The sequence below is a fragment of the Bacillus basilensis genome (genome assembly GCF_050630465.1).
Lineage (GTDB): Bacteria > Bacillota > Bacilli > Bacillales > Bacillaceae_G > Bacillus_A > Bacillus_A basilensis.
Genome location: NZ_JBNTQO010000014.1, coordinates 107,601 through 126,960 on the forward strand (window position 1 = coordinate 107,601; position 19,360 = coordinate 126,960).

Annotated in this window: 18 protein-coding genes; 7 read left to right on the forward strand and 11 right to left on the reverse strand. The window is 38.6% G+C overall.

Annotated features, from left to right (window positions below; genetic code table 11):
- Positions 1-7: 7 nt before the first annotated feature.
- The 6 genes from menC to ACQVV1_RS22135 form a co-directional block, all read right to left on the reverse strand.
- Positions 8-1,114 (reverse strand): o-succinylbenzoate synthase, encoded by a 1,107-nt coding sequence (gene menC, locus ACQVV1_RS22110; RefSeq protein ID WP_309259465.1) that lies wholly within the window; start codon positions 1,112-1,114, stop codon positions 8-10.
- Positions 1,115-2,560: an o-succinylbenzoate--CoA ligase gene (locus ACQVV1_RS22115; RefSeq protein WP_309259466.1), complete on the reverse strand. Its 1,446-nt coding sequence runs from the start codon at positions 2,558-2,560 to the stop codon at positions 1,115-1,117.
- Positions 2,561-2,878: 318 nt separating this feature from the next.
- Complete coding sequence (gene menB / locus ACQVV1_RS22120) at positions 2,879-3,697, reverse strand: 1,4-dihydroxy-2-naphthoyl-CoA synthase (RefSeq protein ID WP_060632697.1); 819 nt, start codon at positions 3,695-3,697, stop codon at positions 2,879-2,881.
- Between the two features lie 69 nt (positions 3,698-3,766).
- Positions 3,767-4,579: a 2-succinyl-6-hydroxy-2,4-cyclohexadiene-1-carboxylate synthase gene (gene menH / locus ACQVV1_RS22125; RefSeq protein ID WP_431169512.1), complete on the reverse strand. Its 813-nt coding sequence runs from the start codon at positions 4,577-4,579 to the stop codon at positions 3,767-3,769.
- A complete protein-coding gene (gene menD / locus ACQVV1_RS22130) occupies positions 4,576-6,330 on the reverse strand; it encodes a 2-succinyl-5-enolpyruvyl-6-hydroxy-3-cyclohexene-1-carboxylic-acid synthase (protein WP_431169513.1) in 1,755 nt (584 codons plus the stop codon). Before menD ends, menH begins: the two co-directional genes overlap by 4 nt.
- Positions 6,327-7,721, reverse strand: coding sequence for an isochorismate synthase (locus tag ACQVV1_RS22135; protein WP_309259468.1), 1,395 nt, complete (start codon positions 7,719-7,721; stop codon positions 6,327-6,329). Before ACQVV1_RS22135 ends, menD begins: the two co-directional genes overlap by 4 nt.
- 194 nt (positions 7,722-7,915) lie before the next feature.
- Here ACQVV1_RS22135 and ACQVV1_RS22140 point away from each other — a divergent pair, with 194 nt between their 5' ends.
- Both ACQVV1_RS22140 and ACQVV1_RS22145 read left to right on the forward strand, forming a co-directional pair.
- The gene (locus ACQVV1_RS22140; RefSeq protein WP_431169515.1) at positions 7,916-8,869 is read left to right on the forward strand and encodes a 1,4-dihydroxy-2-naphthoate polyprenyltransferase; all 954 of its coding nucleotides are present in this window, start codon (positions 7,916-7,918) and stop codon (positions 8,867-8,869) included.
- Positions 8,870-8,991: 122 nt separating this feature from the next.
- Complete coding sequence (locus ACQVV1_RS22145; protein ID WP_063224363.1) at positions 8,992-9,723, forward strand: yteA family sporulation protein; 732 nt, start codon at positions 8,992-8,994, stop codon at positions 9,721-9,723.
- A gap of 43 nt (positions 9,724-9,766) precedes the next feature.
- On the opposite strand, the gene cspD is transcribed toward ACQVV1_RS22145, so the two are convergent.
- Positions 9,767-9,967 carry a cold-shock protein CspD gene (gene cspD / locus ACQVV1_RS22150; protein ID WP_001193049.1) on the reverse strand — a complete coding sequence of 67 codons (201 nt, stop codon included), beginning with the start codon at positions 9,965-9,967 and terminating at the stop codon, positions 9,767-9,769.
- A 326-nt stretch (positions 9,968-10,293) separates the two neighbouring features.
- Here cspD and ACQVV1_RS22155 point away from each other — a divergent pair, with 326 nt between their 5' ends.
- The 5 genes from ACQVV1_RS22155 to ACQVV1_RS22175 all read left to right on the forward strand — a co-directional run bounded on the left by ACQVV1_RS22155 (position 10,294) and on the right by ACQVV1_RS22175 (position 13,704).
- Positions 10,294-11,076, forward strand: coding sequence for a TIGR00266 family protein (locus ACQVV1_RS22155; RefSeq protein WP_063224364.1), 783 nt, complete (start codon positions 10,294-10,296; stop codon positions 11,074-11,076).
- 277 nt (positions 11,077-11,353) lie between these two features.
- Positions 11,354-11,767, forward strand: a complete 414-nt coding sequence (locus ACQVV1_RS22160) for an RrF2 family transcriptional regulator (protein ID WP_242252313.1) — start codon at positions 11,354-11,356, stop codon at positions 11,765-11,767.
- A gap of 140 nt (positions 11,768-11,907) precedes the next feature.
- Positions 11,908-12,561, forward strand: coding sequence for a carboxymuconolactone decarboxylase family protein (locus ACQVV1_RS22165; RefSeq protein ID WP_242252312.1), 654 nt, complete (start codon positions 11,908-11,910; stop codon positions 12,559-12,561).
- 209 nt (positions 12,562-12,770) lie between these two features.
- On the forward strand, positions 12,771-13,493 hold the full coding sequence (locus tag ACQVV1_RS22170; RefSeq protein WP_242252311.1) for a lipase family protein: 723 nt from the start codon (positions 12,771-12,773) through the stop codon (positions 13,491-13,493).
- Positions 13,494-13,569: 76 nt separating this feature from the next.
- Complete coding sequence (locus ACQVV1_RS22175; protein ID WP_000911067.1) at positions 13,570-13,704, forward strand: hypothetical protein; 135 nt, start codon at positions 13,570-13,572, stop codon at positions 13,702-13,704.
- A 29-nt stretch (positions 13,705-13,733) separates the two neighbouring features.
- Here ACQVV1_RS22175 and ACQVV1_RS22180 read toward each other — a convergent pair whose 3' ends face one another.
- The 4 genes from ACQVV1_RS22180 to glgD form a co-directional block, all read right to left on the reverse strand.
- Positions 13,734-14,297 carry a GNAT family N-acetyltransferase gene (locus ACQVV1_RS22180; protein ID WP_252209180.1) on the reverse strand — a complete coding sequence of 188 codons (564 nt, stop codon included), beginning with the start codon at positions 14,295-14,297 and terminating at the stop codon, positions 13,734-13,736.
- 58 nt (positions 14,298-14,355) lie between these two features.
- Positions 14,356-16,764 (reverse strand): glycogen phosphorylase, encoded by a 2,409-nt coding sequence (gene glgP, locus ACQVV1_RS22185; protein ID WP_063224367.1) that lies wholly within the window; start codon positions 16,762-16,764, stop codon positions 14,356-14,358.
- Positions 16,765-16,782: 18 nt separating this feature from the next.
- Positions 16,783-18,213 carry a glycogen synthase GlgA gene (gene glgA / locus ACQVV1_RS22190; protein ID WP_309259470.1) on the reverse strand — a complete coding sequence of 477 codons (1,431 nt, stop codon included), beginning with the start codon at positions 18,211-18,213 and terminating at the stop codon, positions 16,783-16,785.
- 112 nt (positions 18,214-18,325) lie between these two features.
- Complete coding sequence (gene glgD / locus ACQVV1_RS22195) at positions 18,326-19,360, reverse strand: glucose-1-phosphate adenylyltransferase subunit GlgD (RefSeq protein ID WP_309259471.1); 1,035 nt, start codon at positions 19,358-19,360, stop codon at positions 18,326-18,328.

Below are 19,360 nucleotides of genomic sequence, written 5' to 3' on the forward strand. Positions count from 1 at the left end.
ATTCAATTCATCGCTCAAAAACAATCCGCTGCTTCGTTATTTCTTCCAATCTTCCGCGGTCAACTTTATACTCAGCATCAACGCTTTGCGGTACAATCACTTTTCCGCCCTCAAGCATCACTGTCGGCGAAATAATATCCTTCTCCCAATGTCTACTAGAAGCAGATATATCGCCTGGAATCGTAAAGTTTGACAATGAGGCAAGTGCAACATTTTGCGCTCGTGAAATCCCCATCTCTACCATACCACCGCACCAAACTGGTATGTTATGCGCCATACAATAATTATGAATTTGAACCGATTCTGTTAATCCGCCTACTCGCCCTGGTTTAATGTTAACGATTTGGCAGCTGCCAAGTGTAATCGCAACGCGCGCGTCTTCTACACTATGGATGCTTTCGTCTAAACAAATTGGCGTTTCAATTTTCTTTTGCAGCTGTGCATGATCAAGAAAATCATAATCCGCTAGTGGCTGTTCAATCATCATCAATTGAAATTCATCTAACCGTTTTAATTTCTCTACATCAGCTAACGTATACGCTGAATTCGCATCAGCCATTAACGGGATATGCGGAAACTCTTTACGTATTTCTTTCAATAATTCGTAATCATGTCCCGGTTTTATTTTCACTTTAAAACGCTCGTATCCTTCTTCTGCGTACTTCTCAATTTGTTTTAACATAACCGGAATCGTATTGATCCCAATTACAACACCGACTTCAATTTCAGTCCTAGTTCCGCCAAGCAATGTCGCTAACGATTTCTTTTGACGCTTCGCATATAAATCCCAAACAGCCCCTTCAATTCCGGCCTTTGCCATTCGGTTTCTTTTTATATGCTGAAACAAACTCGGTATTTCATTCGGATGAGAAATTTCAGCCTTTAATAAATCAGGTAATAAAAAGTCTCGCAGTACATGCAGCGCTGTCTTCACTGTTTCTTCCGTGTACCATGGTTCAGAAAAAGCAACGACTTCACCAAATCCAATGTATCCGTCCGTATCTTCTAATTCAATGACGATACTCTCACGCGTTTCATACGTTCCGTAGCTTGCAGCAAACGGGATTACAAGTGGCATTTCCGTTATATAGAGTTTCGCTTTTTTTATCTCCACCTACATCTCCTCCACTAATTGTCTTAACTCTCGTCTTAACAATTTTTTCGAGGCGTTTCGTGGTAATTCCTCTAAGAAACTTGCTTTCTTCGGCACCTTATATTTCGCTAATTTCTCCTCGCAAAAATGAAGAATTTCTTCTTCTGTTACCTCTCCGCTTTTTACAACAAAAGCAGCGGGCACTTGTCCCCATTTATCGTCAATCATACCAACAACACCAGCTTCCGCTACCGCTGGATGAGAGAGCAACACCTCTTCAATTTGAGCCGGATATATATTCTCTCCGCCAGAAATAATTAAATCACTGCGGCGATCTAATACATATAAAAATCCTTCTTCGTCTAAATAACCGAGGTCACCAGTATGAAGCCATCCGTTTTGAATTGTTTCGCGCGTCGCATCTTCACGGTTAAAGTAACCGCCTGTTACGTTTGGTCCCTTTACTACGATTTCGCCTTCCGTACGCGGCGGCACTACGACACCATCTTTTTCAATACGAAGTTGGCACTGAAATAGTGGTTTTCCAGCTGACCCTACTTTCGTTAACATGTAATCTGCAGATAACGTACAAATTTGGGACGACGTTTCTGTCATACCGTACGTTTGATACACAGGAATTCCTTTATCTACACACGTTTCTAATAATGGTTTCGGGGCTGGTCCTCCGCCAAGTAACATGCATCGTAAAGAAGATGGATATGTCCCTTCTCCAAGTCTCTCTAATAAATCAGTTAACATTTTTGATACGACAGAAATAATCGTAACGCCTCTCGTTTGAAGTGCAGTATGAATAAAATCTGCATCATATTTCGGAACGAGTAAAATGCGCATTCCGTACATAATGTTTTTCATTAAAAGGGAAAGACCGCCAACGTGGAACATCGGCATACAAGCTAACCAGCAATCATCATCACGAAGCCCTAAATTAAGCGAAGAACCAACCGCGCTTGCCCAGTGATTGCCGTACGTTAAAATAACGCCTTTCGGTTTCCCTGTCGTCCCTGACGTATAAATAATTGTCATCGCTTCTTCTAAAGAGAATTCTTCTTGTATAGAGGCTTCCGCCTTCGGTCCATTCATCACTTCAGCAAATGAATAGACAGGAACAGCTTTAGCATCAAAATCTTGATCCGTCACTAAACAAATAACTTCAGCATCATCCATTTGCCAAAGTAGCTCTTCTCTTGAAAGACGCGTATTTAAAAGCACAGCTACTGCACCTACGTAAGATAGGGCGTGAATAACTGAAATCATCTCCATACCATTTTTCATCAGAACAGCCACCTTTTGCCCCCGTTTCACTCCTACATGCGTGAGGTGTTCACAAACAGATACTACTTTTTCATGTAGCTGCATAAAAGTAACTTTCTCTTCCTCTATTTCAATTGCAGTGCGATTTGGTGTTAAAAATGCACGTTGTATTAACCAATTTGGCATCGTCTCCATTGTTCATTCTCCTTTCATGAAAGAAAGAGACTTGATATGATATCAAGTCTCTTAGTTGTTTTGTTTCCATTTGATCCCATCTAGCTACAGCGGCTAGAACAGTCGGTCGTTTCACGCCTTCCTACGAGGCAAAAGCGCCTCTACGTCAGGAGTTCCAACGCCCTCTTTGTTCTAAACGAGCTGCTTCCGCTTTTGATCCCATCTAGCTACGCCTCCTAGCCCCTTCCGTCTAAGAACCTTCCGCACGAGAAAGTAAAAAACACTTTCTGTGCGAAAGAACCTTAGCCTACGAGGCTAAACAGTCGGCTCCGCTTTTGATCACGGGAAACGAGGGAATTGACCGAAGTCCGGACTGCGTTTTTCTTTGAACGCGTCGCGACCTTCTTTTGCTTCGTCAGTTGTGTAGTACAATAACGTTGCATCTCCAGCTAGTTGTTGAATACCAGCTAGACCGTCTGTGTCTGCGTTGAATGCAGCTTTTAGGAAACGAAGTGCCATTGGGCTGTTTGCTAAGATTTCTTGTGCCCATTGTACTGTTTCTGCTTCAAGTTGTTCTAATGGTACTACTGTATTTACTAAGCCCATATCAAGCGCTTCTTGTGCGTTATATTGACGGCATAGGTACCAAATTTCGCGAGCTTTCTTGTGGCCTACCATACGAGCTAAGTAACCAGCTCCGTATCCACCGTCAAAGCTTCCTACTTTAGGACCTGTTTGTCCGAATACAGCATTGTCTGCAGCGATTGTTAAATCACATACGATATGAAGTACGTGTCCACCACCAATTGCATAACCTGCTACCATTGCAATAACTGGTTTAGGGATTGCGCGAATTAGACGTTGTAAGTCTAATACGTTTAGACGTGGGATTTGGTCGTCACCTACATATCCACCATGACCGCGAACTTTTTGGTCGCCGCCAGAACAGAATGCACGTCCACCTTCACCTGTTAAAATGATAACGCCAACATTTGCATCATCACGAGCATGTGCAAAAGCGTTGATTAACTCCATTACCGTTTTTGGACGGAATGCGTTATGTACTTCAGGACGGTTAATCGAAATCTTTGCGATACCATTGTATGTTGAATAAATAATATCTTCGTAATTGCCTTCTTTTACCCATTCAATAGCCATTACAACTACCTCCTTGTATATTTCTGATCTCCTCTATAAGTGTGTCTTCCTTCTTAGATGAAAAAAGCATCACTGAATAGTTTTTAGAAATCCCTTTACTATTGTATCAAACTTTTCCGGTTGTTCCACATGAATTGCATGGCCAGCACCATCAATTTTGACAAATTTCGCGTCAGGGACGCATTTTTCAATGTTTTTTAATATACGAAAGAACTTTTCATCATGCTCTCCGTTCATTAAAAGAACAGGAATTTTTAATTTTGGCAGCTCGTTCCACCATGAAGGCTGAGCCCCCGTTCCCATGCCACGTAAGCTATTTGCGAGCCCTTTTGGGTTGTTAGCAAGTCGTTCTTTTCGCACTGCTTCTTGTGCATTTTGAGTTAAATTTTTTTGCGTTCCAAACATCGGAATATTTTCCCATATTGATACAAAGCTTTTAATGCCTTCACGCTCAATTTTATTGGCAAGTCGCCCATCTTTTTCACAACGTTCTTTTCTATCCTCTTCACTTTCAAGCCCAGCTGTACAATTTTCTAATAAAAGAGAACGTACATATTCTGGATATAGGCATGCCATCGTAATCGCCAGTCTACCGCCCATTGAATAGCCAAGTATGTGCGCTTTTTCAATATGAAGATAGTCTAGTAGCTCTTTCATTTGCAATGCCGCATTTCGAATATCATAATGCGTCACATCTTTGGGACTTTCTGTTTTTCCATGCCCAACAATGTCTACTAAAATGACTTGAAATTGCTCGCTCCAAGAAGGAACGAAAGAACGCCACGTTTCCATGCTTCCCGTAAAACCATGAAGAAGTAGAAGTGGTTCCCCGCTTCCGACTACTTCATATTCATACGATACACCTTGCAGCGTTACGTTCATTTTGATTCACCTTGCAACGATGTAGTAATTACGTCCTGTGTTTTCGCCCATAATTTGCGGTGCAATGTTAAGTTTTCATCACGGTTCGTACAAATTTCTACAACGTGTAAGCCTTCCGTCGTTGTTCCTTTTTGTACCTCTTCGCGGAATTGCTCCCAACCATTTACACGGCTAAATGAACCACCGTACATTTTAACAACGTGTTCATAATCAAGACCAATCGGTGTTCCAAATAACGATTCGAAATGTTCCTTTTTCTCATACTGTGGTAAGAATGAGAAAATACCGCCACCGTCATTATTTACAACGACAATTGTTATATTTAATTCATGTAATTTTGCGGCTAATAATCCGTTTAAATCGTGATAAAATGATAAATCACCGATCACTAATACGAGCGGTTCACAAATAATGCTCGCTCCTAAAGCTGTCGAAATGATTCCATCAATCCCATTTACACCGCGGTTTGCCATCACTTGAATATTTTTCTCCGATGTGAAGAAGAATGAATCTGTATCACGAATTGGCATACTATTACTTGCAAATAACGTTGCCCCTTCTGGTAATACGCGGACAATATCCGTAATGACTTTCCCTTCAAATGCCGTTTCATATGTTTCCATTTCACGAAGCGTTTCCTTCGTTTTTTCGTTTATATGTTTCCACATTCCGAACCAATCATTCTTTTTCATAACTGGCATTTGTTCTATTAGTGCACTGCAAAATGCAATATCACTTGCTTGGACAACTTCTGTCGCAACAAGAGCTGGATCTCTCCATTGTCCAGATTCGTCAACAACGATATGAACGGCTTTCGTTTGTTTTTTGATGAACTGCGTCAATGCTTTCGAAACAGGCATACCACCAAAGCGAATTAAAACGTCCGGCTTCCACGTTTCCTTTAATAGCTCATTTCGTAAAAATGTATCGTAACAGTCGATTACCATCGTTTTATCGTGGTGTCCGCTACGAATGTTAGAAAGCGGATCCGCTAATAGTGGGTATCCCGTTTTTTCAGCTAATTCTGCCGCAAATGCTGCGAGTTCTGAATGACTATCGTCTCCACAAATAATAAGCCCCTTCTCCATATGTGAAAGGCGCCCTACAAGCGAATCTACATATTCACTCGGCATCATCACGTTCCCTTGCTGAACTACTCCTGTATATTCCCCTCGTCCTTTATCCCATAAACTTTCTAATGAGAAGTCCGGGATAAGCGGTTCGCGAACTGGAAAATTAAGATGAACAGGTCCTTGCGGCGCTAAACAAGCACTTGCTATCATGCGCTGCGTTGTCATGCGAGCGTAATGATATATTGCTTCACTCGCTTCTGGAAGTGCCATCTCTGTAAATTGCTTCACAAACGTACCGTATAAATTAAATTGATTCATTGCTTGCGGTGCACCGACATCTCTTAATTCATGCGGTCTATCTGCTGTTAAGACGATAAGCGGCACCCGTGAATGAAAAGCTTCACATACAGCTGGATAATAGTTCGCTGCTGCCGTTCCTGATGTACACAATAATGCAACAGGACGTTTTTTCGCTTTTGCGATACCGAGCGCAAAAAATCCTGCTGATCTTTCATCTACATGTAAATATGTGTTCATTCCTTCATGTTGTTCCATTAGTAGAGCTATCGGCGTTGACCGTGAGCCTGGACTAATAACAACATCACATACATTTAGACGCGTCAGTTCATCCACGAACGCGCCTAAATAATATGATAATGCTTCTATATGATTGTTCATTTCATTAATTCCTCCAAAGCACCAAGCATCGGTCTAAACTTCAAACTTGTTTCTTCATATTCAAGTTGTGGTACTGAGTCAATTACAATCCCGCAACCGGCAAATAAGGATGCTTTCTCGCCATTTAATAATCCACAGCGAAGTGCAACCGCAAATTCACCATTTCCTTCATCATCTATCCAGCCAATCGGTGCACCATATAATCCTCTGTCTAACAATTCAACATCACGAATCAATTTCATCGCTTCCAAACGAGGTGTCCCGCCAAGAGCTGGTGTTGGATGTAATTCTTCTACCATTGTTAAAAGACTCGCATCGCCTTTTGCCTCTACAGGCGTATATAAATGAATTAAGTTTTTCGTTGTTAATAAGCCCGGACTTTCCGGAATATTAACGGATTCGCAGTGCTCATTTAATACCGATCTAATCATGTTCACAACATAACCGTGTTCAGCTAAATTCTTTTCATCATGAAGAAGCGCATTACTATTTCGCTTACTTTCTTCTATAGATTGACCATGACCAGTTGAACCAGCAAGACACATCGAAGTAAACTTCTCATCTTCTTTGCGAATTAATCTCTCTGGCGTCGCTCCTAAGAAGCATGCTCCTTTATAATCAAAAGAAAATACGTAACAATCCGGTTGCCCAATGCGAAGCGCTTCTAAAACAAGAGCAGAATCAATATGATGATTCATTTCTACTTTTAGCTCCCTCGCTAATACAACCTTCTGCACGTTCCCCTGCTTCATCTCATCTTGTACCTTCTCAATGGCCTTCATCCAGCCTTTCGGATCCACTTCTACTTTAGAAGTAACTGTTAATTTCGACCCTTCTAGTGCACATTTACTCTCCCCAAAAATTTTCTCTTCTAAAGAAACAATTTCGTTATAAAGAGTTTCTGCACAATCTGTTGCTGAAACGAAAGTATTCATTGTTAACCAAGCTTTTTCATTTTTTACAGTTAATAAAAATGCTGGTAGTGAAAATGTTGTATCATCAAATTCTTTCCATAAGTCTGTTTTCTCTTTTTCTTGGTCAAATGAAAATCCACCAAACAAAAGAGGACCTGTTCCAAATTCGTATCTTTCTCTTTGTACAAATGCTTTCTCTTTTACTTTATCCCACTCGTCACGAGCAGTTTGAAAGCGTTTGTGAGAAGCAGTTGCTATAGTGAAAACAGAGCCAACTCCAGCAAATATTACATGCTGAGCTGGGTCTGCAAAATAACATCTATTTTCGAATGCAATCCTTTTTCCTGCTGCATAAAACAGAAGCGGATCCATCCAGTCTATTTGTTTTACGAAGCTAACCAATATTTTTTCATCAGTTGCACGCTTAATGGCTGCACCAAGAACTTCTTGCAAGCCTATTTGTTTCGTTTGAATCACAATTGTCTCCCCCCTATGGGCGAAAAATAGTCATAATTACGCTTGATTTTAAGATACACCTCAAACGAAAGGCCTGTCAACGTTTAGCATTTCTGAGAAATTCACCTTCTCTTCCTAGAAAATAAACGTTGACACTAAATGATGCTTTTTCTACACTTAGTTGTGTACAATATGTGACCAAAGGAGGATTCAACATGGAAATGAACGTCGAAACGAATTCCTCTCCTACGGCGCCAAAGCCAAGTAAGCAAACAGGCTGGCGCATTTGGTGGAGTTTACTACGTCCCCATACATTAACAGCAGCTTTCGTTCCTGTTTTCATTGGAACAGCCTATGCAATGCAGGTCGGAGGTATAAATCAAATACATCTCCCTCTTTTCCTTATAATGCTTCTTGCTTGTCTTCTCATTCAGGCAGCAACAAACATGTTTAATGAATACTTTGATTATAAAAGAGGACTCGATCACGAAGGTTCAGTTGGTATCGGCGGCGCTATTGTTCGCGATGGCATTCAGCCAAAAACAGTACTTAACTTAGCATTTGGATTTTTCGGCATCGCAATACTATTAGGTGTTTATATTTGTATGAATTCTAGCTGGTGGCTTGCGGCAATCGGTCTTATTTGTATGGCCGTTGCTTACCTTTATACAGGTGGCCCACTTCCAATTGCCTATACACCATTTGGAGAGTTAACAGCCGGATTATTTATGGGTGTCATTATTATTGGGATTTCATTCTTTATTCAAACTGGAACTGTAACATCAGAAGTGATTTTACTATCGATTCCAAGCTCCATTTTAATTGGTGCCATTTTACTAGCTAATAACATTCGTGACTTAGATGGCGATAAAGAAAACGGTCGTAAAACGTTAGCAATTCTCGTTGGACGTGAAAGAGCCGTTGGTGTACTTGCTTCTATGTTCATCGTTTCCTACATTTGGACAATTGCTTTAATTATCGTCCACATCGTATCACCATGGATGCTTATCGTATTTTTAAGTGCACCGAAAGCATTTAAAGCGACGAAAGGCTTTATCGGCAAAAGCATCCCAATGGAAATGGTACCTGCGATGATTGCAACCGCAAAAACAAATACAATCTTCGGTCTCCTCATGGGAATCGGATTATTGCTTGGATATTTCCTTTAAAAGGAGCTGCTAATGCGGCTCCTTTTTCATATATCAATTTCAGAGGTAAAATTCATCTCATAATTCCTACCCCCAACGCTCATACTATGTAAAGAAACTGAATTGTAGGAAGGTGGACGACTATGTTAACTCCACAACAAATAAATCAATTTAAATCCGTTTTAGAAAAACAAAAACAAGAACTAGAGCAAACGATACAAACACACGAAAATGAAGATCGAGCATCTGAGCGCGATTCCGTTGGAGAATTATCTAGCTACGATAATCACCCCGCTGATATGGCAACAGAGCTATATGAACGTGAAAAAGACTTCGGACTTATTGAGCTTTGGCATAAACAGCTGGAAGATACGAAACATGCCCTGCAAAAAATAGAAGCGGGTACGTATGGCATTTGCGAAGTGTCTGGCGAAGAAATTCCATTTGAAAGATTAGAAGCAATGCCGACTGCTACAACATGCATACAGCACACAACGAACAAATTAAATATGAATACGCGGCCAGTTGAAGAAGAAGTATTGTCTCCTTCTTTCCACAAACATGATGAAGATCATTCTGTTGAATACGATGCAGAAGATGCATGGCAAGATGTCGCAAATTATGGAACATCTGAAACGCCGTCTGATTTAGAAAGACAAGATTCAAAAAACTATAATGGCATGTATGTAAATAGCGAAGAGAATGTGGGCTACGTAGAGGATTTCGAGAATTTTATCGGTACAGATATGTATGGAAAAAATCCGCAAGTTTTCGCTACGGAAGAGCATGAAGAATATGAACAAATGCTTGATGACTTTGAAGAGCGTACTTTTAAAGGCGAATTATCTTCAAATGAATCTAGCTCTAAAGAATAAAAAAAAGCATTCCGAAAATCGGAATGCTTTTATCGCTAGCTAATTAGTTTTTTGTAACGTTAGCAGCTTGTGGTCCACGGTTACCTTCAACGATTTCGAAAGAAACTTCTTGACCTTCTTCTAAAGTTTTGAATCCGTCACCTTGGATAGCTGAGAAGTGAACGAATACATCGTCTCCACCTTCAACTTCGATGAAACCGAAACCTTTTTCGCCGTTAAACCATTTAACTTTACCTGTTTGCATGTCATGTACCTCCTAAATAAAAATGAAACTATGAATCCACATGAAAAGGTGGATATAAAGGACATGAATGTATAACAAGCTTACAGCCTTTAATTCAACGTGCTTTATTTCCGTACCACATTATGTAGCTCAATAGTGACTTCACTATATCACGCTATATCAAAAACGTCAAATGAGAACACTTTCATTCCATTATTTTTTTATAATTTTAATATAATGTTGAATTTCCATATTCATATTTTATTGGAAAATTAACAAAACTAAAGTATTCTAACGCTATTAAATTCTGTACAATATAAGTATCTATTACATACGAGGTGAAAGAAATGAAGGCACATGAAATCGAATATAAGCTATACGGCGATGATATGCAGTTCGTTGAAATTGAATTAGATCCAGAAGAAAGCGTTATCGCTGAAGCTGGTGCAATGATGATGATGGAAGATTATATCGAAATGGAAACAATCTTCGGTGATGGTTCTGGCCCATCTGGAGGTTTATTCGGAAAATTAATGGGCGCTGGTAAGCGTCTCGTTACAGGTGAAAGCATGTTTATGACTGTATTTACAAATACAGGTCACGGCAAGCGCCACGTATCCTTTGCTGCTCCTTATCCGGGTAAAATTGTTCCTGTAGATTTAACAGAATATCAAGGCAAAGTAGTTTGCCAAAAAGATGCATTTCTTTGTGCGGCAAAAGGCGTTTCTATCGGAATCGAGTTTACAAAAAAAATCGGAACTGGTTTCTTCGGCGGTGAAGGTTTCATCATGCAAAAACTCGAAGGTGATGGACTTGCTTTCATGCACGCAGGCGGAACTGTATACAAACGTGAATTAAAGCCTGGTGAAAAACTTCGCATTGATACAGGTTGTCTCGTTGCCATGACAAAAGACGTTAACTACGATGTCGAGTTCGTTGGAAAAGTAAAAACAGCTCTATTTGGCGGCGAAGGTTTATTCTTTGCCACGTTAGAAGGCCCTGGAACAGTTTGGATTCAGTCCTTAACACTTAGCCGCTTAGCAGCACGCCTGACAAGCCCAGCTGCTCAAGGCAGTGGTGAAGGTAGCGTTTTAGGTGGACTTGGTCGGTTATTAGATGGCAAAGAGTAATGTATAATAGTAGCAGGGATATAACCTAGCCGAACTTTTTGACTAGGTTATATCCCTTTTTATTTTTCCTTTCGACGAATAACATGCACTATTATGGTAACTTCTCAAATAAAGTGATACTTTAATCAACCCGACTCCTACCTACCCTCTTTGCTCCAGCCGAATTTTGAAGCGGGATAAACAAAAATAATGATAGTGTCTTTAAATGCTCAGTACAAAACTCTTGCAATCCCAAACTGTAACATTTAAGATTACGTTTATAAGGAGTGATACAAACTTGAATAGTGAATTTATGATTGCTGTGCATTGTTTAGTTTATCTGAATCATGTACCTGGAAATATGGCGAATAGTGAACAATTAGCTGATAACCTTTGTGCCAATGCAGCACGAATTCGCAAAGTCATGCGAATGTTAAAAAAGAATGGTTTAATTTCTACAAAAGAAGGAATTAACGGTGGTTATATTTTCAAGCACAATCCTAAAGATGTTACGCTTGGAGACATTTATGAACTAACTTCAACTAATTCTTTATCTTCTAATTGGAGATCTGGTGATATAGATAAAGATTGTACAATTTCTTCGGGAATAGGCGATGTAATGACTGACATATTCATCGAGGGCGATAAACATTATAAATTATTTTTAGATCAACTAAGTATACAAGATGTTATAAATAAATTATTTAAATAAAGAGTTTCATTTTGGTATAAATACTTTTACAAACTATACCGAAATGAAAGTATGTTATAAATGTAACTTTTTAAATTACATTTCACTTATTCAAAGCTCCTTACCAAAAATTATAGCTACATACGAAAGGAATGTTTATTATGTCTAACAATTTATATCAAAAAGAAAATTTACGTCATTTATCAAAATTATCTACACTGGCACCCGAACAGGCTCAAGCATTTCAAAAGTTTAGTAGACAAGTTATGACTGAAGGTGCTTTATCGAAGAAAGAAAAAGAAATTATTGCCGTTGCAGTAGCACATGCAACAGAATGTCCATATTGTATTGATGCACATACAGTAAGTGCAAAACGTGCTGGTGCATCTCTTGAAGAACTAACAGAAGCCATCTTTGTAGTCGCTTCTGTTGAAGCTGGTGGCGCAATCACACATAGTACACATATGCAAAATGCCTTAGATCCTAGTGCCGACGATGTACTATATCGCCGATCAAATTTACAAAAAGTAGCAAACCTAAAACAATTTGCACCTGAAGGCTTCTCAGCATTTATGGAGTTTAACATGGCAGCAGCGAAAGAAGGAACTCTAAGTAAAAAACTAAAAGAATTAATTGCTATCGCTATCGCACATACAACAGAATGCCCATATTGTATCGATGTGCATACAAAATCTGCAGCAAAAGCCGGAGCAACAAAAGAAGAAATTGCAGAAGCTATTTTAGTTGCAGCTGCTTTACGAGCAGGCGGTGCTTACGCTCATATGGCTAACATGATTGAAAGCTATCAAAAATAGAAGCCTTTGAAAAAGTATCCTCATGAAACGGATACTTTTTCTTTTATTATTCTTTGTCGATATATTTTAATGTAATTATTGATATGCTCGTTCTTTTCCCACATAATCCACATCACGTAACTTTAAATTCAAGCCTTTTTTCAAAAGAATGAATCAAGTCCCTCACTGCATATATTGAATTATACCTTTTCTTAAGGAGGGCTTCCTTAATGCGTACTCCTTTATCTTTTGATAAAGATACTGCCATATTGTTAGCTTCTTGTTGTGAGTTAACGTATGAACAATATAAACAAAATGGGATTTTCGAAATACCAGATGGTTTTCAATATGTACAAGGCTTTCAAGGAAAAACAATTCAAATGACGGATTGGTTTGGATTCATACTAGAATCTGAGGATACGATTATTATAGCTTTTCGGGGTACACAAACAGATACAGACTGGATTATCGATTCACTCGTCAACCAAAAGCCATATCCATATGCTTTGAACAGCGGAAATGTCCATAACGGGTTTCTTTCTATTTATGAATCTTGCCGAGATTCTATTATGGATATGCTCGTATCATTACCGGCCCATAAGAAACTTCTTGCAACTGGTCATAGCTTAGGCGGCGCACTCGCTACACTACATATACTAGATGCGCGTATCAACACCGCCTTCGCACAGTACGGTCTGTATACATTTGCCTCTCCAAAAGTTGGCGATATTGCATTTCGCAATTATTATAAACTACAAGTAGCTAGTAGCTTTCGCTTTGTTAATTTATTTGATATCGTTCCTCTTCTCCCTCCGCGCAATGTCCATTTTAATGAACAAGACTGGGAATATGCACACGTTCATCACAACATGACTTTTACAAAAAACACAAAGTCTATTACAAATAATCATTCCATTACAACATACAAAACATGTCTGACTTCTCATTTTTAACCAGTAAACAATTGGAAATTAAATATCCTTATACTATAATAATATATGAATTTACTTTTGGATGAGGGGACCTTACATGCTAAAATTTATCTTTGCACTTTTTCTCATTGTAATTTTTTCGTTTACAGGTTTCTTTACATTTTCATACTTTGCGACAGGAGAATATGATGGAACAGGTATCATATATACCGCCATCCCATTTCTTTCTTAAGCAAAAAAAGAAAACCGAGCTTAATAAGATTAAGCTCGGTTTTTTAAGCCATTATATTCCTCTTTTAAAAGTGAATACACTTTAGCATCCCTATACGTATTATCCATTTTTACACTTTGTCTCAATATGCCTTCATATACCATTTTCAATTTTTGCATCACACGTTCAGAAGCTATATTCTCTGCGTCACATCTTCCTTCCATACGGTTTATATTCAGCTCCTGAAAGCCTATTTCAATGAGTTCTTCTAAAGCTTCCACAATAAGTCCTTTCCCCCAATACGCTGGGCTAATTACAGCTCCAATCGATGCACTATTATGTGGCATGAGCCATATTCCACATGTTCCAATCACTTTTTGAGTATCCTTCAGCATAATAGACCATATAAGAGCTTTACCTTCTCGTATCGTTGCAAGCATATTTTCTATTAAACTATGCGTTTCCTCTTTCATTTTATGTACTTCCCGGGGTACATATATAGCTGCTTCTGGATTCGAATACACTTCAAACAAATCATCTACATGCGAATACTGTATCTTCGTTAATATTAATCTATCTGTTTTTAAATCAAGTTCCTCACACATATCTCCCATACATCATTTACCTCACTTCAACTTAATAAAGAAAAGTCCCTTCAAAAGGGACCTTCACTTAATACTGTTTAACCGCATTACCAATACCCCAAATCTCATTACTATACTGTAAAATCGTTCGATCGCTAGCAAAATGACCAGATTGTGCAATATTTAAAATTGACATTTCTAGCCACTTCGTTCGGTTTTCATAAGCTCTACCAACAGCTTCTTGCCTTTCCGCATATGGACCAAAATCTCGCAGAACGAAATATTCATCATTTTGAATAACGAGAGAATCATAAATCGCTTCAAATTCAGCCCCCGAATGTGCAAAGAAACCATTCGTTAACTGATCTACTACTTTTTTAATGTGCCCATTATGGTGATAATAATCACTTGCACGATATCCACCATTTTGATAGTAATGAAGAACCTCTTCGGCCGTTAAACCGAAAATGAAACAGTTATCATCACCGACCCGATCTTTTATTTCAATATTAGCTCCGTCTAGCGTACCGAGTGTAATCGCACCATTCATCATAAATTTCATATTCCCTGTTCCTGAAGCTTCTTTACTCGCAGTGGAAATTTGCTCACTTACATCCGCCGCTGGGAATATATCTTCCGCTAGAGACACTCGGTAGTTTTCTAGAAAGATAACTTTCATATATTGACTTACGTACGGATCATTATTCACTTTCCTTGCGAGTTCATTAATTAATTTAATAATTTTTTTCGCATAGTAATAGCCAGGTGATGCTTTCGCTCCAAAGATAAAAGTACGCGGATAAAATGTAAAACTAGCATCCTCTTTCAAACGGTTATACAAATATAAAATATGAAGAACATTTAATAATTGTCGCTTGTAAGCATGCAGTCTTTTTACTTGCACATCAAAAATAGAATTTGGATCAATTGTAATCCCCATTGTATGATGAATACGCTCTGCTAAAATCTCTTTACGCTCTTGTTTTACCTCTGCAAATTTCTCTTGGAAACTCGCATCGTATTGAACTAATTGTAGTTCTTGAAGCTTAATCGGTTCTTTCTTCCACTCTGTTCCAATCGCCTCTGAAATAAGGTTCGTCAGCTGCGGATTCGCCTTCATTAACCAGCGTCTATGAGCGATTCCATTCGTTTTATTATTAAACTTATCTGGATAAAACTCATAAAATAATCGCATTTCACGTTGCTTTAAAATTTCCGTATGAATTTTTGCTACACCGTTGACACTATGGCTACCGACAATTGCTAAATGAGCCATTTTCACAAGATCGTGCGCAATAATCGCCATCTCTTCAATGCGATGCCATTCATAAGGATAACGTTCCCAAAGTTCATGACAGAAACGTTCATTAATCTCTTCAATAATCATATATATTCTCGGTAATAACGGTTTAAAAATGTGAATTGGCCACTTCTCAAGCGCTTCTGATAACGTCGTATGATTCGTATAAGAAATCGTCTGTGTCGTTATATGCCAAGCTTCTTCCCATGCTAGTTTTTCTTCATCTAATAAAATACGCATCAGTTCTGGAATCGCCAAAACTGGATGTGTATCATTAATATGAATCGCAATTTTCTCATGTAATTGACGAAGGTCACCATATCTTTCTCTATGCAAACGAACGATATTTTGCAAACTTGCTGATACGAGGAAATACTGTTGTTTCAAACGAAGGATTTTCCCCTCATCATGCGTATCATCTGGATATAAAAACTCCGATACTGCCTCTGTTTCACGCTTATATTTCAAAATATCTTTGCAATTTTGCGGGAAAGGAACTGGTTCAGCATTCCAAAGTCTGAGTGTATTTACAGTACTCGTCTCATAACCTACTACCGGAACATCATATGGGACTGCCATAATCACTTCTGCATTCGTATGCCTGAACTCTAAACGTCCATCAATGTAGAGCGGTTCAACATTGCCGAAATAACTTACTTCTACAGCTTGATCATACCTTCTTACTTCCCATACGTTTTCATGGAGTAGCCACTGTTCTGGAAACTCAACTTGATAACCATCCACAATTTTTTGATCAAATAAACCATGTTTGTAACGAATTCCGCAGCCATGACCTGGTAAGTCTAAAGATGCAAGTGAATCAAGGAAACAGGCTGCTAATCGTCCGAGTCCACCATTTCCAAGACCTGCATCTGCTTCCACCTCTTCTAACTGTTGCAAAGAAATCCCAAGCTCAGAAAGTCCTTGCTCACATACATCCCTGATGCCTAAATTTAATATGTTACTTCCAAGCAAACGCCCAAGTAAAAACTCAATGGATAAGTAATACATTTGCTTTCGCTCTCCAGATCGATAACTTTCGTTCGTGGCAATCCATTGACTATTCATATACTCACGTACCATGTACCCAAGCGTATTGTATTGATCACGAGTTGTAGAGTCTTTGAAACTTTTACCATACATCGTCTCTAACTTTTCTAGAAAAGCTGATTTGAAACTTTCAACATGAGTAAACATTTTTTCACCACCTACACGTTATTCCATGAGACTTTTATACAATTTCTTATAAGCAAGAGCTGATTTCTCCCAGCTATAATCTTCCGTCATCGCTTGCTTTACAAGCTGCTCCCATACCGGTTTATCATGATAAAATTCAATCGCCCGGCGAACCGTATGCAACATGTCATGTGCATTAAAGTTCGTGAAACTGAAACCATTTCCTTCTCCAGTTTCTTCATCATAAGATTGTACAGTATCATTTAATCCGCCTGTTTCTCTTACAATTGGAATTGTACCGTACGCTAATGCGATAAGTTGTCCAAGACCACACGGTTCAAACAGTGATGGCATTAAGAATAAATCACTTCCCGCATACACTTGGTGAGCTAACTCTTCATTAAATCCGATATACACTTTTACCTTCTCAGGATACTCATATGCCATCCACTCGAAGAATTGTTCATATTCAGAATCACCTGATCCTAAAATAATACATTGTACATCTTCCTCCATTATTTCGCGGAATACAGTACGTACTAAATCAAGACCTTTTTGCTTCGTTAATCTCGTTACCATTGAAATAATCGGTGTATCTTCTTTTTCTGGCAAACCAAAATAACGCTGCAATGCGCGTTTATTTTCATTCTTGTCATATAATGACTCCGCATCATACTGAGCAGTAATATACGAATCCGTTTCTGGATTATATACGCTCGTATCAATTCCGTTTACAATGCCGCTAAGCTTATCATTATATTTTCGTAACAACCCATCTAACTTCTCACCGAAAAACTCATATTGAATTTCTTCTTTGTATGTCGGGCTAACCGCTGTAATTTGATCAGAAGCAATAATGCCACCCTTCATAAAGTTCACATTCCCATAAAATTCTAACTGCTCACTATGAAAATATTCATCACCAAGTTCTAGCAAGTCGTACATCACTTCAGGAGGAAATACACCTTGGAACTGCAAGTTATGAATCGTATACACCGTTTTAATATGCTCATATAATGGGTTATCTTGATACTTTTCACGCAGTAAGAAATTCACCATAGCTGTATGCCAATCGTGGCTATGAAGCACATCCACTTCAAAATCAAGATGCGGAATACACTCTAAAACAGCTTTTGAAAAATAAGAAAAACGCTCTCCATCATCATAATGACCATATAGAGAATCCCTCTTAAAATAATATTCATTATCTATTAAGTAATACGTAATCCCGTCTTGCTCACCTTTTAAAATTCCGCAATATTGATTTCTCCACCCAAGCGGGATGTTAATTACTTTATGTAGCGTACATCCATCCCTTAATTTTTGCGGAATAAGACTATAATTCGGGAGTATAATGCGAACTTCCACACCTAATTTTTTCAGCTCTTTTGGGAGCGCACCTGCTACATCAGCTAATCCTCCCGATTTAACAAATGGTACACATTCTGATACTGCAAATAAAATATTCACTTGTTGTCCCACTGCACGAAAAGCTTATACTACTTCCCTTGCAGCTTCCTCCCTTCGAGTTTTCATTTGAATTAAAACTTTAATCAGTGGAGGAAAAACCCCCACTGATTTCTTAAGAATAACTATTAATCGTACTGTTTTGAACGCTTCCTTTTTCTACAACGTATGGCTCATCGGCGTTTCCTTTTAAGACAACACCGTCACCAATTTTCACATCTTTATCAATAATAACACCGTCTATTATACAGTTATCTCCAATTTGGCTCTTTTGCATAATAATGCTATTACGAACAATTGAACCTTTCCCAATTTTAACAGAACGGGAGACAACACTATTTTCTACTTCACCTTCAATAATACTGCCGTTTGCAATCATTGTATTTTTCACAGCTGCACCCTTTAAATAACGAGTTGGTGGTTCATCTTTTACTTTCGTAAAGATTGGTGCTTCTTTCTTAAATACTTGCTTCCAAATAGCAGGTTGCAAAATTTCCAAGCTATGTTTATAGTAACTTTCAATCGAATCAATAATAGCTACATATCCTGTATGCTCATACGTAGCAATATGCAGTGATTTCCCGCGCTTTTCTCTCACTACATCGAATAAGCTATATTGCTCCATATCTTTATATGCCTCAAATAAGTCTAACAATAATTGTTTCTTTAACACGTATGTTTGAAGCGAAACCCCTTCATGGCAAACTTCCGTAATATCAGCTGCCGTATGTATATGTCGCTCTAACACCGCTTGAAAATTTAATGCCGTTACGAGATGGCTATTCGTAATAACGACGTACTCTTCTCTGCTTCTTAGAAAATAATCAATATGTCTTCTAAAATGTGCAAAAGATCCAAATTCATCTTGGTCACATTGGCAATTTGGCGGGAATAAAAACAGTCCGTCTCGTTTTCTATCTAAATCCCACTGTTTGCCTGAACCAACGTGGTCCATTAGTGAACGGTTTTTATGGCTTGTAAAAACTGCCACACTATGAATATTAGAATTCACCATATTTGAAAGCATGAAATCAATGAGTCGATAACGGCCCCCAAACGGTAACGCCGCTAGTGAACGATGCCCTGTTACTTTCTTTAAGGAAGGAAAACTTCCTGTTGCATTAATAATTCCTAACATTTTTTCTCCCAT